Genomic DNA, 13,706 nt, shown 5'->3' with positions numbered 1-13,706 from the left:
ACGGGGTGCCCGGCGTCCTGACCGCCGATCCTATCGCCCGCGCAGGGTCCGCCGGGTCAGTACAGGACGGTCGCGAACGTGCCGCGCCGCTCGAACCCCACGCGCTCGTACGCGCGCAGCGCGGGGGTGTTGTACGCGTTGACGTAGAGGCTGACCACGGGCGCCTGGAGGCGCACGTAGTCCACGACGGCGGCCATCGCCGACGCCGCCAGCCCTCGGCCGCGCGCGGCGGGGGCCATCCACACGCCCTGGATCTGGGCGCACCGGGAGGAGAGCAGCCCGATGTCCGCCTTGAAGCGCAGCGGGCCGCCCGCGTCGCGCGGGCCCGGGTCGATGAAGACGCGCCCGGCGTGGATCAGCCGCTCGACGCGGTCCCGGTACTGGGCCGCGCCGCCGGTGAACGGGGAGAAGCCGAGCTCCTCCTCGAACATCGCCGCGCTGGCCGGCAGGACGCGCGCGAAGTCGCGTGGCTGCGCCTGCACCACGGACGGGTTCGGGTCGATCCCCCCGGCCGTGCCCAGCACGAGCAGCGGCTGGTCGGGGCGCACGGACCGGGACCGGTGGCCCGCGGCGGCGAGGGCCTGACCGGCGGCCAGCACGGGACCGGCCGGGCCGTAGATCGACCCGTACCGGCGGCGCAGCGCGGCGGCCGCCGCGCCGAGCGCCTCCGCGTCGCCCGGCGCCCAGCCCGCGTCCGGGGCCTCGGACGCGGCGACCGGCACCACGTTCGAGCCGATCCAGACGGCCGCGCGCAGCCCCCCGGCGCCCGGGGCGTCGTCGTCGATCCCGAGGAACAGGGTGCCCGCCGCTCCCCCGCGCGGGCCGGCCAGGCGGCCCGCCTCGAGCAGGGAGTCCACGAACACGTTGGACACGGGGGCACGGGCGGACAGGGCCGCGAGCGCGGCGGTGTCCGCGTCGGTCAGCAGGCGGACGCGGTCAGCCGTGGCGGCCCGGACCTCCCGGTCAGTGGACGGAGACCACCGGGGCACCGGCGGCAGCCTGGTCACCGCCGTCCTCCCCCAGGTCCATCTCGCCGGCGATCCGGTTGGCCTCCTCGATGAGGGTCTCCACGATCTGGTCCTCGGGCACGGTGCGGATGACCTCGCCCTTGACGAAGATCTGGCCCTTGCCGTTGCCGGAGGCGACGCCGAGGTCGGCTTCGCGGGCCTCGCCCGGCCCGTTGACGACGCAGCCCATGACGGCCACCCGCAGCGGGACCTCGAGGTCCTGGAGGCCCTCGGTGACCTGCTCGGCCAGCGTGTACACGTCCACCTGGGCGCGGCCGCACGAGGGGCAGGAGACGATCTCGAGCTTGCGCTCACGCAGGTTCAGGGACTGCAGGATCTGCAGGCCCACCTTGACCTCCTCGACCGGCGGCGCGGAGAGGGAGACGCGGATGGTGTCGCCGATGCCCTGGCCGAGTAGGTAGCCGAAGGCGGTGGCGGACTTGATGGTGCCCTGGAAGGCCGGGCCGGCCTCGGTGACCCCGAGGTGCAGCGGCCAGTCACCCTGCTCGGCGAGCAGCTCGTAGGCGCGGGCCATGATCACCGGGTCGTTGTGCTTGACGGAGATCTTGAAGTCCTTGAAGCCGTGCTCCTCGAAGAGGGAGGCCTCCCAGACGGCGGACTCGACGAGGGCCTCCGGGGTGGCCTTGCCGTACTTCTGCAGCAGGCGCGGGTCCAGGGAGCCGGCGTTGACGCCGATGCGGAGGGAGGTGCCGTGGTCCGAGGCGGCCTGCGCGATCTCCTTGACCTTGTCGTCGAACTTCTTGATGTTGCCCGGGTTCACGCGCACGGCGCCGCAGCCGGCCTCGATCGCCGCGAACACGTACTTCGGCTGGAAGTGGATGTCCGCGATCACGGGGATGGTGGACTGCTGGGCGATGACCTTGAGGGCCTCGGCGTCCTTGTCCGTGGGGCAGGCCACGCGGACGATGTCGCAGCCGGCGGCCGTGAGCTCGGCGATCTGCTGCAGGGTCGCACCGATGTCGTGCGTCTTGGTGGTGGTCATCGACTGCACCGAGACGGGGTGCTGCGAGCCGACGCCCACCGAGCCCACCCGGATCTGCCGGGTGGTGCGGCGCGGGGCCAGCACGGGCGGCGGGGCGGACGGCATTCCAAGGCTGACGGGCACGGGGGCGCTCCTCATGGGTTCTCGGGGTCGACGGCGCGGGGCCGCCGGGTTCTCCGGTCCATCCTAGGCGCGCGGGCGCCCCGGGGCGCGGGGCGACCGCCCACGGCGAACGGGCCGGGCTCAGAACAGCCGGACCGGCTCCACGATGTCCGCCACGATCAGGAGGACGCCCATGAGCAGCATCGCCCCACCCACCGCGTAGGTCAGCGGCAGCATGCGGGCCAGGTCGAACGGCCCCGGGTCGGGGCGGCCCGTGATCCGGGCCCAGCCGCGGCGCACCGCCTCCCACAGGGCGCCGGCCACGTGGCCGCCGTCGAGCGGGAGCAGCGGGATGAGGTTGAACACCATGAGCGCCACGTTCACGCCCGCGAGCAGGGACAGCAGCAGGGCGGCCTTGTCCGTCAGCGTGGCCTCCTCGAGGGCCGCCGCCTCCCCGGCGATCCGGCCGACCCCCACCACAGACATCGGGCCGTCCGGGTCGCGCTCGGCCGGGGTCACCACGGCGACGGCGGTGTCCCACAGCCGCTGCGGCAGCACGAGGACGACGTCGACGACGCCCCGCACCTGCTGGGCCACGAGCGGGCCGGCGTCGAGCGGGGTGCCGCGGACCGTCTCGAGCTGCGCGCCCATGCCGATGAACCCGACCTCGTGGGTCGCGACGGTCCCGTCCGGGGCCCGCTCGGGCCGGCCCAGCGCGTCCGTCACGGGCCGTTCCGTCAGGCGCGGGGTCAGGGTGGCGCTCATCCGCTCGCCGTCGCGCTCCCACTCGATCCGGGTGGGCTGTCCGGCGCGGTCCCGGATCGCGGCGGAGAGGGCATCCCAGTCGGAGACCGGCCGCCCGTCGAAGGCGAGCACGGTGTCCCCGGGGCGCAGTCCCGCCTCGTGGGCGGGCCCGGCGGGATCGCCCGGGCGGCAGTCCTCGGTCCCGCCCGAGGCGGCGCGAGCCTGCTGCTCCTGCGTCGTGACCACGCACCGGTAGACCTCGGCGACGGTGGTGCTCGGCTGCGAGGTGCCCACCGTCGTGACCAGCAGGGCGGTGACGCCCAGCGCGATGAGCAGGTTCATGAACGGCCCGCCGAGCATGATCACCACGCGCTTCCACACCGGCAGGGCGAGGAAGCGGCGGTGCTCGTCGCCGGGGCGGACCTCCTCGGCGGCCTGGGCTCGCGCGTCGTCGGCCATGCGGCCCAGCTGCTGGACGAAGCCCGTGGACGCCGTGCGGGGCGTCTGCCCGGGCCGCGGCGGGGGCAGCATCCCGATCATCGCGACGTAGCCGCCCAGCGGGACGGCCTTGAACCCGTACTCCGTCTCGCCGCGGCGCCACGAGACGAGCGTCGGGCCGAAGCCGATCATGTACTGCGTGACGCGCACGCCGAAGAGCTTGGCCGGGACGAGGTGGCCGACCTCGTGCAGGGCGATCGAGACCGCCAGGCCCAGTGCGACCGCGAGGACGCCCGCGACGTACCAGAGGATCTCCACGACGGTCACCAGCGGGCCCGCGCCGCACGGCGCGCCCAGGCCTCGGCGGCGAGCACGGCGTCCACGGTGAGCGCGGCGGGCGCGGGGTCGTGGCCGGCCGCGGCGAGCACGTGCTCGGGGGCGTAGTCGGCGACGACGGCGCGGACCGTGTCCACGATCCCGTCGAAGGGCAGGGCGCCGGCGTGGAAGGCGTCCACCGCCTCCTCGTTGGCGGCGTTGAACACGGCCATGTGGGTGGGCGAGGCGGCCGCCGCCTCCTTCGCGGCCCGCACGGCGGGGAAGGCCTCCTCGTCGAGGGGTTCGAAGGTCCAGGTGGCCGCCCGCGTCCAGTCGCAGGCCGGGGCCGCGCCCGGGAGCCGGCGCGGCCAGCACAGCCCGAGGGCGATGGGCAGGCGCATGTCCGGCGGGGAGGCCTGGGCGAGCGTGGACCCGTCGACGAACTCGACCATCGAGTGCACCACGGACTGCGGGTGGACCACGACGTCGATCCGGTCCAGGGGCACGTCGAACAGCAGGTGGGCCTCGATCACCTCGAGGGCCTTGTTCACGAGGGAGGCGGAGTTGGTGGTGACGACGCGGCCCATGTCCCACGTGGGGTGGGCGAGGGCCTGGGCGGGCGTGACGGCGTGCAGGGCGGCGCGGTCCAGGCCGCGGAACGGCCCGCCCGAGGCCGTGAGCACGAGGCGGCGGACCTCGTCCGCCGTGCCCCCGCGCAGCGCCTGCGCGAGCGCGGAGTGCTCGGAGTCCACCGGCACGAGCTGGCCCGGCGCCGCGGCCGCCTTCACGAGGGCCCCGCCGACGATGAGCGACTCCTTGTTGGCCAGGGCCAGGCGGTGGCCGGCGTGCAGCGCGGCGAGGGTGGGCCGCAGGCCGATCGAGCCCGTGATCCCGTTGAGCACGGTGTCGGCGCCGGGCCACGCCGCGATCTGCTCGGCGGCGCGTGGCCCGGTGAACAGCACGGGTCGGGGGGCCGGGCGCCCGAGGCGGGCGGCGGCGTCGGCGAGGGCGGCGCGCAGCTCCTCCTCCCCCGCCGCGGCGGAGCCCACCGCCTCGACCTCGAAGCGCACGGCCTGCTCGGCCAGCAGGGTCGTGTTCGCCCCGCCCGCGAGCGCGACGGCCCGGAGCCGGGCGGGGTCCTGGGCGATCACGTCGAGGCCCTGGGTGCCGATCGAGCCCGTGGAGCCGATCAGGGCGACGGCGCGCGGGGCGCCGTCGTCGTCCGCCGGGGCGGGGGCGGGCAGCGTGTAGTCGGTGAGGGATCCGTGCGTCACCCCGCCATGATGCCAGCCGGGCCTGGACACGGACGGGGGGCCGACCGGACGGACGCCGCGCCGCGACATCCCGCCCCGCCGACCCCCGTGGGACCGGGTCAGCCGCGGATCAGTGCTGCACCGGCTTCTCGGCGCCGATGCCGGTGAGGGAGCGGACCTCCATCTCGGCCTGCTTGTCGGGGTCCTCGGCGCGCGACGAGGTCACCGAGCCGAGCCAGCCGAGGAAGAAGGCCAGCGGGATGGAGACGATGCCCGGGTTCTTCAGCGGGAACACCGCGAAGTCCGCGCCCGGGATCATCGAGGTCGGCGTCCCGGACATCACCGGGGACAGGACGATCAGGATGATCGCGGAGAGCAGTCCGCCGTACATCGACCACACCGCGCCGCGGGTGGTGAAGCGCCGCCAGAACAGGGAGTAGAGGATGGTCGGCAGGTTCGCCGAGGCCGCCACCGCGAAGGCGAGCGCCACGAGGAACGCCACGTTCTGGCCCTGGGCGGCGATGCCGCCGACGATCGCCAGGACGCCGATCACCACCACGGTGATCTTGCCGATCCGCACCTCCTCCTGCGGGGTGAGCGGGTGCTTGGCGATCACGGAGCCGTACACGTCGTGGGCGAAGGACGCCGCCGCCGTGATGGCCAGGCCCGCGACCACCGCGAGGATGGTGGCGAACGCGACCGCCGAGATCAGGCCCAGCAGGATGGAGCCGCCGAGCTCGAACGCCAGCAGCGGGGCCGCGGAGTTCTGCCCGCCGGGCGCGGCCGTGATGCGCTCGGGGCCGATCAGCGCGCCGGCACCGTAGCCCAGCACGAGGGTGAACAGGTAGAACGCGCCGATGAGGACGATGGCCCACACCACGGACTTGCGCGCCTCCTTGGCGGTGGGCACCGTGTAGAACCGCATGAGCACGTGCGGCAGGCCGGCGGTGCCGAGCACGAGCGCGATGCCCAGGGACACGAAGTCGAGGCGGGTCAGGGCGCTGGCGCCGTACTGCAGGCCCGGCTCGAGGATCGCCTCGCCCTTCGGGTTCATCTCGACGGCGGCCCCCAGCAGGGCGTTGAAGTCGAAGCCGAACAGGGCCAGCGACCACACGGTCATGATCCCCGCGCCGGCGATCAGCAGGATCGCCTTGATGATCTGCACGTAGGTGGTGCCCTTCATGCCGCCGATCAGCACGTAGACGATCATCAGCACGCCCACGATCACGATCACGAGGGCCTGGCCGGCCCGGTCGTTGATGTTCAGCAGCAGGGACACCAGGCCGCCGGCGCCGGCCATCTGGGCCAGGAGGTAGAAGAGGCAGACGGCCATGGTGCCGAAGGCGGCGGCGATGCGCACGGGACGCTGCTGCAGGCGGAAGGACAGCACGTCCGCCATGGTGAACTTGCCGGTGTTGCGCAGCAGCTCGGCCACCAGCAGCAGGGCCACGAGCCACGCCACGAGGAAGCCGATCGAGTAGAGGAAGCCGTCGTAGCCGTAGAGGGCGATCGCGCCCACGATGCCCAGGAACGAGGCCGCGGAGAGGTAGTCACCCGCGATGGCCGTGCCGTTCTGGGTGCCGGAGAAGCCGCGGCCGCCGGCGTAGTAGTCGGCCGAGGACGCGTTCGTCTTGGACGCGCGGATCACGATCACGAGGGTGACCACCACGAAGGCGACGAAGATGCCGATGTTCACGGCGGGGTTGCCGACCGTCTGCGGGGCGGCCTGGAGCAGGGGGGTGAGCGCGCTCATCGCGTGGCCTCGGGGTTCTCGTGGGCGCCGGCGGCCTCGCGCTCGAGGCGCTCACGCAGCGCGGTGGCGCGGGGGTCCAGGGTCCGGTTGGAGAAACGGACGTAGGCGAAGGTGATCAGGAACGTGGTGACGAACTGGAGCAGGCCGAGGATCAGGCCGAGGGTGATGTTGCCGCCGAGGCGGATCGCCATGAACTCGGGGAAGAACGCGCCGACGATCACGAACACCAGGTACCAGACGAAGAACGCCACGGTCATGGGGAAGGCGAAGGATCGGTGGGTGCGCCGGAGCTCGATGAACTCCTCGGACTGCTGCGCGGCGCGGAACTGCGCGGCCGTGGGGACCGGCGCCGTGGGCTCGCTGGATGACATGGGCCCTCCGGGGGTGCGTAGGACGGATCAGTGTGAGACAGATCACTGTGATGACAACCACACTCTGGCGGGCGGAGGGGTGCGCCGTCAAGCGCGCCCCGGGGCCGTGCGCCCGTGTGACAGCCCCGGGGCGCAGCCGTGCGGACGCGGACGCGCCCCGACGGCACGGGGCCGCCGGGGCGTGGAGCCGCCCAGGAGCCGGTCAGGCGCTGCCCGGCCGGGGCGTGTCCGCGCGGCGCAGGAGCGCGCGAGCCTGGGCGAGGACCACCTCGTCGACCATCGCCCCGTCCAGTTCGAAGGCCCCGTGCCGCCCCTCGGCCGCGGCGAGGACGCGCCGGGCGCGCTCGACGGCCTCCGGGGCGGGCGTGTAGGCGGAGCGCACGACGGGCACCTGGCGCGGGTGCAGGCACACGGTCGCGGTGCAGCCCAGGGCGACGGCGTCCTCGGCCTCGGCGGCCAGCCCGGCCTCGTCGACGAGGTCCAGATGGACGGCGTCCCACGCGGCCACCCCGTGCGCGGCCGCCGCCAGCAGCACCGTCGCGCGGGCGTGCTGGACCACGGAGCGGTAGGCGCCCCCGGGGGTGCGGGAGGAGCTGCCGCCCATCGACGCCACGAGGTCCTCGGCGCCCCACATCAGCGCACCCACGTGCGGGTGGGCGGCCAGTTCGGCGGCGGCGAGGATCCCGGCCGCGGTCTCGCACAGGGCGACGACGCGGGTCTGCGGTCCGAGGGCGGCGACGACCCCGTCCACCTGCGCGGCGGACTCGGCCTTGGCGAGCATGAGCGTGCGCCAGCCCGTCCCGGCGAGCATGGCCAGGTCGGCGTCGTGGTCCGCGGTGCCCGCGGGGTTCACGCGGACCACCACGCGGTCCCCGTCCAGCGGGCCGCCGTCGACCCCGCAGGCCCGCCCCGCCCAGGCCGCCGCGACGGCGTCGCGCGCGGCGGGCCGGGCCTCCGGGGTGACGGCGTCCTCGAGGTCGAGGATCACCGCGTCCGCGCGCTCGAGCGCCGTGGCGTACCGCTCGGGGCGGTCCGCCGGGGTGAACATGACGGCCGGTCCGAGGGTCAGCGCGCTCATGCCCGCTCCCCCGTGCCTGCGGCGTCGGCGGCCTTCGCCTTGGCCTCCGCGTGTGCCCGCGCGGTCCACATCAGGCAGGTGCGCTGGGCGCGGACGACGACGTCGCCGTGCTGGTTCTCCCCCGTCATCGCGAACGTGACGATCCGCTGCCCCGGCCGCGAGGAGGACTCGCGGATCGCGGTGACCTCGGAGCGCCCGTAGAGCGTGTCCCCGTGGAAGACCGGCTTCGGGAACGCGATCTCCCCCAGGCCGAGCTGGGCCACGAGCGTGCCCTGCGTGGTCTGCCCGACGGCGAGGCCCACCAGGGTGGACAGCGTCAGCATCGAGTTGACCAGTGGCCGGCCGAACGGCTGGGCCGCCGCGTACGCGTGGTCCAGGTGCAGGGCCTGCGGGTTCATGGTGAGGGTGGTGAACAGGACGTTGTCCGCCTCGGTGAGCGTGCGGCCGGGCCGGTGCAGGTAGACCTGACCGACCGCCAGCTCGTCCGCGTAGCGGCCCCGCTGCTCGATCTCGACGCGCTCCGTCACGTCAGAGGCCCAGCTCGCGGGCGATCAGCATGAGCTGCACCTCGGTGGTGCCCTCGCCGACCTCGAGGATCTTGGAGTCGCGGTAGTGACGGGCCACGAGGGTCTCGTTCATGAAGCCGTAGCCGCCGAACACCTGGGTGGCGTCCCGGGCGTTGTCCATGGCGGCCTCGCCGGCAATCAGCTTGGCCATGGCGGCCTCGGTCTTGAACGGCTTGCCGGCCAGCATCTTCTGGGCGGCCTCGTAGTAGGCCAGGCGGGCGGCGTGCGCGCGGGCCTGCATGCGGGCGATCTTGAAGGACACGGCCTGGAACTGCCCGATCTTCTGGCCGAACGAGGTCCGCTGCTTGGCGTAGGCGACCGACTCGTCCACGCAGCCCTGGGCCGCTCCGGTGGCCAGGGCCGCGATGGCGATGCGGCCCTCGTCCAGGATCTCGAGGAAGTGGGCGAAGCCGCGGCCGCGGGCGCCCAGCAGGTTCTCCTCCGGCACGCGCGCGTCCGTGAAGTGCAGGGCGTGGGTGTCCGAGGAGTTCCAGCCGACCTTGTCGTAGGCCTTGGCCACGGAGAAGCCCTCGGTGCCGGCGGGCACGAGGATCGTGGAGATCTCCTTGGCGGGGCGGCCGTCGTGGCCGGTCCTGCCCTCCACCGTGCCGGTCACGGCGGTGACGGTGACGAGCGAGGTGATGTCCGTGCCGGAGTTGGTGATGAACTCCTTGGCGCCGTTGATGCGCCACTGTCCGTCCTCGAGCGCGGCGGTGGTCTGGGTGCCGGCGGCGTCGGAGCCCGCGCCCGGCTCGGTGAGGCCGAAGCCGGCCAGGTGCGTGCCGGCCACGAGGTCCGGCAGCCAGCGCTGCTTCTGCTCCTCGGTGCCGAACTTCAGCAGCGGCATGGCGCCCAGGGAGACGCCGGCCTCGAGGGTGATGGCCACGGACTGGTTGACGCGGCCGAGCTGCTCGAGGGCCAGGGCCAGGGCGAAGTAGTCGCCGCCCATGCCGCCGTACTCCTCGGGGAACGGGAGGCCGAACAGGCCCATCTCGCCCATCTGGGCCACGATCTCGTACGGGAACTCGTGCTGGGCGTCCAGCTCGGCGGAGACCGGGGCCACGACCTCGTCGGCGAACTCGCGGACGGTGTCGGAGAGGACCTGGTAGTCCTCCTCGAGGGCGGGCAGGGTGCGGTGCTTGGTGCTCATGGTCCTCTCCTGTTCTCAGACGTTCTCTGTGGGTGCTGCGTGCTCGGTGGGCTCGACGACGGCGATCAACGCCTGCGCGGCCACGGCGTCGCCCTCGGCGACGTGGACGGTCACGACGCCGGCGACGGCGGCCGTGACGGGGTGCTCCATCTTCATGGCCTCGACCACCGCCAGCTCCTGGCCCGCGGCCACGGTGTCGCCGGTGGCCACGGACACGGCGACGACGGTGCCCGGCATGGGCGTGCGTGCCTCGGGCGACGCTGCGCCGGCCGGGGCACGGCGCGCGGCCGCGGCCGCGCGGGCAGCCTCGACCACCTCGGCCCGGGTGAGGCGGCGGACCTGCCACGCGGCGCCGTCGCGGTGCAGCCACGCTGAGCGTGGGTCCCGCGGGTCACCGGCCAGGAGGTTGACGCCCGCCAGGGCTCCGGCGTCCTCGTCCACCTCGGCGTCGGCGGCGGGGGCGGTGAGGATGCGGTCCTCGTCCCCGACCCGCACGCGCATCCCGGGCTGCGGGGCGCCCGCGCCGCGCCAGCCGTCCGCCCGGGCCCACGCGGTGCCGGCCGCGCGCTGCTCGGCGGCGGCCGCGTCCTCGGACACGTCGGCCAGGGCCTCGGCCGCGAGGGCGGCGAGGTCCTCGGGCAGCGCGGGGGCGGTCCACGCCTCGAGGCCGTCGATCAGCTCGGTGGTGAGCCGGCCGGCCCGCACATCCGTGCGGGCCGCGAGCTCGCGCAGCCAGCCCAGGTTGGAGCGGACGCCGAACAGCACGGTGTCCGCGAGCGCGGCGTCGAGCCGGTCGAGGGCCTCGGCGCGGTCGGCGCCGCGGGTGATGAGCTTGGCGATCATCGGGTCGTAGAAGCCGGTGATCTCGGGCTGAGCGCCGTCGACGTCCACGGGGTCCACGGCGCCGACGGCGGTGGCGGGCCGCGCCTGCGGCCCGGAGCCGAACGCGCGCTCCTCGGACGGCCGGGAGGGCAGCAGGAGGGTGTCGACGCGGACGCCCTCACCGGCGGGCTCGCGCCAGCGCAGCACGGGCCCGGTGGAGGGCAGGAAGCCGTTCGCGGGGTCCTCCGCGTAGACGCGGGCCTCGACGGCGGCGCCGTCGAGGGTCACGTCCTCCTGGGCGAAGCCGAGCGGCTCCCCCGCGGCGATGCGCAGCTGCAGCTCCACGAAGTCCAGGCGCTGCCCGCGCACCCGGACGACCTCCTCGGAGACCGGGTGCTCCACCTGCAGGCGGGTGTTCATCTCCATGAAGAAGAACTCGTCCGGGTTCTCGTCCGAGACGAGGAACTCGACGGTGCCGGCACCGCGGTAGCCCACGGACACGGCCGCGTCCACGGCGGCCCGGCCCAGGCGCTCGCGGAGCTCGGCCCCGTGCGCCAGCCCGGTCAGCAGGGGCGCGGGGGCCTCCTCGATCACCTTCTGGTGGCGGCGCTGCAGGGAGCACTCGCGCTCACCCAGGTGCACGGTGGCGCCGTGGGCGTCCGCGAACACCTGCACCTCGATGTGCCGGGGCGCGGTGATGAGCCGCTCGAGCAGCAGCGTGTCGTCGCCGAACGCCGAGCGCGCCGTGCGCCGGGCCGAGGCGAGGGCGCCGGGCAGCTCCTCGGCGGCGCGCACGGCCACCATGCCCTTGCCGCCGCCGCCCGCGGAGGGCTTGATCAGCAGCGGGAAGCCGACGCGCTCGGCCTCGGCCGTGATCTGCTCGTCGGTGAGCGTGGGGTCCTGGATGCCGGGCACCACCGGCACGTCGTACGCGGCCACGGTCTCCTTCGCGCGGATCTTGTCCGCCATCGCGTCGAGCGAACCCACGGGAGGGCCCACGAACACGATGCCTGCCGCGTCCAGTGCGCGGGCGAAGTCGGCGTTCTCGGACAGGAAGCCGTAGCCGGGGTGCACGGCCTGCGCGCCGGTGCGGCGCGCGGCGTCGACGACGGCGTCGATGTCCAGGTACGACTCGCGAGCCGGGGCCGGGCCGAGGCGGACCGCCGTGTCCGCCTCGCGGACGTGCCGCGCGTCGGCGTCGGCGTCGGAGTACACGGCCACCGAGCGGATGCCGAGGCGGCGAAGGGTGCGGATGACGCGCACGGCGATCTCGCCGCGGTTGGCCACCAGCACGGTCTCGAACAGGGGCGTCCCCTGGGCGTGGTTCTCGGTCACGGGTGCCTCACATGCGGAACAGGCCGAACCGGGAGTCCGGCAACGGGGAACGGGAGATGACGTCGAGGGCCAGGGAGAGCACCCGGCGGGTCTGGCCGGGGGTGATCACACCGTCGTCCCAGAGGCGGGCGGTGGAGTACAGGGGGCTGCCCTGGTCCTCGTACTGCCGGCGGACCGGCGCCTGGAAGGCCTCGACCTCCTCGGGGGACATCGGCTCCTCCCCCGCGGCGTTCCGCTGGTCCTGCTTGATCTGCGTGAGCACGGAGGAGGCCTGCGGGCCGCCCATCACGGAGATGCGCGCGTTCGGCCACATCCACAGGAAGCGGGGTGAGTAGGCGCGGCCGCACATCGCGTAGTTGCCGGCGCCGAACGAGCCGCCGATCACCACGGTCAGCTTGGGCACGCGGGCGGTGGCGACGGCGGTGACCATCTTGGCGCCGTCGCGCGCGATGCCGCCGGCCTCCGCGTCCCGGCCCACCATGAAGCCGGAGATGTTCTGCAGGAACAGCAGCGGGATGCCGCGCTGGTCGCACAGTTCGATGAAGTGCGCGCCCTTGCGGGCGGAGTCTCCGAACAGGATGCCGTTGTTGGCGAGGACGCCCACGGGGTGGCCGTCGATCCGTGCGAACGCGGTGACCAGGGTGGTGCCGTGGAGGGGCTTGAACTCGTGGACGGAGCCGCCGTCCACGAGGCGGTCGATCACCTCGCGCACGTCGTAGGGGGTGTTCACGTCCACGGGCACGACGCGGGTCAGTTCGGCCGGGTCCTTGGCGGGCTCCGCGGCGGGGACGACCTCCCAGGCCGGCGCCTCGGCCGGGGGCAGGGTGGCCACGATGTCCCGGAGGATCTGCATGGCGTGCAGGTCGTCGTCCGCCAGGTGGTCCGCGACGCCGGAGCGCTCGGCGTGCAGCCGGCCGCCGCCGAGGTCCTCGGGCGAGACGTCCTCCCCGATCGCGGCCTTCACGAGCGGGGGGCCGCCGAGGAAGATGGTGCCCTGCTCGCGCACGATCACGGTCTCGTCCGACATGGCCGGCACGTACGCGCCGCCCGCCGTGGAGGAGCCGCACACCGCGGCCAGCTGCGGGATGCGCAGCGAGGAGAGCAGCGCCTGGTTCCGGAAGATGCGGCCGAAGTGCTCGCGGTCCGGGAAGACCTCGTCCTGGCGGGGCAGGAACGCGCCGCCGGAGTCCACGAGGTAGATGCACGGCAGATGGTTCTCCAGGGCGATCTCCTGGGCCCGCAGGTGTTTCTTCACCGTCATGGGGTAGTAGGTGCCGCCCTTCACGGTGGCGTCGTTGCCGACCACCATCACGAGGCGGCCGTGGACCAGGCCGATGCCCGCCACGACGCCGGCGGCGGGGCTGTCCCCGTCGTACAGGCCGTGCGCGGCCAGCGCGCCGACCTCGAGGAAGGGCGAGCCCTCGTCGAGCAGCGCGTCGATGCGGTCCCGCACCAGCAGCTTGCCGCGGCCGGTGTGGCGCTCGCGCGAGCGTTCGGGCCCGCCGAGCGACGTGCGGGCGACGAGGTCGGCGAGCTCCTGCTCGAGCCGGGCGTGGCCGGCCGCGTTGCGCTCGGCCACGGTGGGCGCGGACTGCGCGGGCGGGGCCGGGGTGCTGGCGGTCATGAGACCCCCTTCAGTGAATGACGACTAACTGAACCGAACCTCAGTGTAGTGACGATCGTCACTGACGTCGACCGGGCGCCCGACGCGCCTCGTCCCGCCCTACAGTGGACCCCATGCCCGCCGCCGACCCCGCGTCGCCCGCCAC

11 protein-coding genes are annotated in these 13,706 nt (G+C 74.2%); all 11 read right to left on the bottom strand.

The window, feature by feature from the left end; translation table 11 throughout:
- Positions 1 to 56: 56 nt before the first annotated feature.
- The 11 genes from FLM69_RS04235 to FLM69_RS04185 all read right to left on the bottom strand — a co-directional run bounded on the left by FLM69_RS04235 (position 57) and on the right by FLM69_RS04185 (position 13,561).
- A complete protein-coding gene (locus FLM69_RS04235; protein WP_141843226.1) occupies positions 57 to 989 on the bottom strand; it encodes a GNAT family N-acetyltransferase in 933 nt (310 codons plus the stop codon).
- A complete protein-coding gene (ispG, locus tag FLM69_RS04230; protein ID WP_065423801.1) occupies positions 964 to 2,148 on the bottom strand; it encodes a flavodoxin-dependent (E)-4-hydroxy-3-methylbut-2-enyl-diphosphate synthase in 1,185 nt (394 codons plus the stop codon). The genes FLM69_RS04235 and ispG overlap by 26 nt, the downstream gene beginning before the upstream one ends.
- 105 nt (positions 2,149 to 2,253) lie before the next feature.
- Positions 2,254 to 3,621, bottom strand: a complete 1,368-nt coding sequence (locus tag FLM69_RS04225; protein ID WP_141843224.1) for an RIP metalloprotease — start codon at positions 3,619 to 3,621, stop codon at positions 2,254 to 2,256.
- Positions 3,618 to 4,853, bottom strand: coding sequence for a 1-deoxy-D-xylulose-5-phosphate reductoisomerase (gene dxr, locus FLM69_RS04220; protein ID WP_181743484.1), 1,236 nt, complete (start codon positions 4,851 to 4,853; stop codon positions 3,618 to 3,620). Before dxr ends, FLM69_RS04225 begins: the two co-directional genes overlap by 4 nt.
- A 139-nt stretch (positions 4,854 to 4,992) precedes the next feature.
- Positions 4,993 to 6,615 (bottom strand): cation acetate symporter, encoded by a 1,623-nt coding sequence (locus FLM69_RS04215; protein ID WP_141843220.1) that lies wholly within the window; start codon positions 6,613 to 6,615, stop codon positions 4,993 to 4,995.
- Positions 6,612 to 6,986, bottom strand: coding sequence for a DUF485 domain-containing protein (locus FLM69_RS04210; protein ID WP_041104222.1), 375 nt, complete (start codon positions 6,984 to 6,986; stop codon positions 6,612 to 6,614). Before FLM69_RS04210 ends, FLM69_RS04215 begins: the two co-directional genes overlap by 4 nt.
- A 202-nt stretch (positions 6,987 to 7,188) precedes the next feature.
- Positions 7,189 to 8,064 carry a CoA ester lyase gene (locus tag FLM69_RS04205; protein WP_141843219.1) on the bottom strand — a complete coding sequence of 292 codons (876 nt, stop codon included), beginning with the start codon at positions 8,062 to 8,064 and terminating at the stop codon, positions 7,189 to 7,191.
- Positions 8,061 to 8,591, bottom strand: a complete 531-nt coding sequence (locus tag FLM69_RS04200) for a MaoC family dehydratase (protein WP_141843217.1) — start codon at positions 8,589 to 8,591, stop codon at positions 8,061 to 8,063. The genes FLM69_RS04205 and FLM69_RS04200 overlap by 4 nt, the downstream gene beginning before the upstream one ends.
- Before the next feature lies 1 nt (position 8,592).
- Entirely contained in the window at positions 8,593 to 9,780 is a 1,188-nt protein-coding gene (locus tag FLM69_RS04195; RefSeq protein WP_141843215.1) for an acyl-CoA dehydrogenase family protein, read from the bottom strand.
- 15 nt (positions 9,781 to 9,795) lie between these two features.
- Positions 9,796 to 11,937: a biotin carboxylase N-terminal domain-containing protein gene (locus FLM69_RS04190; RefSeq protein WP_141843213.1), complete on the bottom strand. Its 2,142-nt coding sequence runs from the start codon at positions 11,935 to 11,937 to the stop codon at positions 9,796 to 9,798.
- Positions 11,938 to 11,944: 7 nt separating this feature from the next.
- Positions 11,945 to 13,561, bottom strand: a complete 1,617-nt coding sequence (locus FLM69_RS04185) for a carboxyl transferase domain-containing protein (protein WP_141843211.1) — start codon at positions 13,559 to 13,561, stop codon at positions 11,945 to 11,947.
- Positions 13,562 to 13,706: the final 145 nt, after the last annotated feature.

Source organism: Micrococcus sp. R8502A1 (genome assembly GCF_006704135.1).
Lineage (GTDB): Bacteria > Actinomycetota > Actinomycetes > Actinomycetales > Micrococcaceae > Micrococcus > Micrococcus luteus.
The sequence above is the reverse complement of the archived record's forward strand: the minus strand, read 5'-3'. Positions and strand labels throughout refer to the sequence as shown.

What these genes read in the sequence shown, in the direction of transcription:
- FLM69_RS04185 (WP_141843211.1), bottom strand. Translation starts at nt 13,561, where the DNA reads ATGACCGCCAGCACCCCGGCCCCGCCCGCGCAGTCCGCGCCCACCGTG.
- ispG (WP_065423801.1), bottom strand. Translation starts at nt 2,148, where the DNA reads ATGAGGAGCGCCCCCGTGCCCGTCAGCCTTGGAATGCCGTCCGCCCCG.
- FLM69_RS04210 (WP_041104222.1), bottom strand. Translation starts at nt 6,986, where the DNA reads ATGTCATCCAGCGAGCCCACGGCGCCGGTCCCCACGGCCGCGCAGTTC.
- FLM69_RS04215 (WP_141843220.1), bottom strand. Translation starts at nt 6,615, where the DNA reads ATGAGCGCGCTCACCCCCCTGCTCCAGGCCGCCCCGCAGACGGTCGGC.
- FLM69_RS04205 (WP_141843219.1), bottom strand. Translation starts at nt 8,064, where the DNA reads ATGAGCGCGCTGACCCTCGGACCGGCCGTCATGTTCACCCCGGCGGAC.
- FLM69_RS04195 (WP_141843215.1), bottom strand. Translation starts at nt 9,780, where the DNA reads ATGAGCACCAAGCACCGCACCCTGCCCGCCCTCGAGGAGGACTACCAG.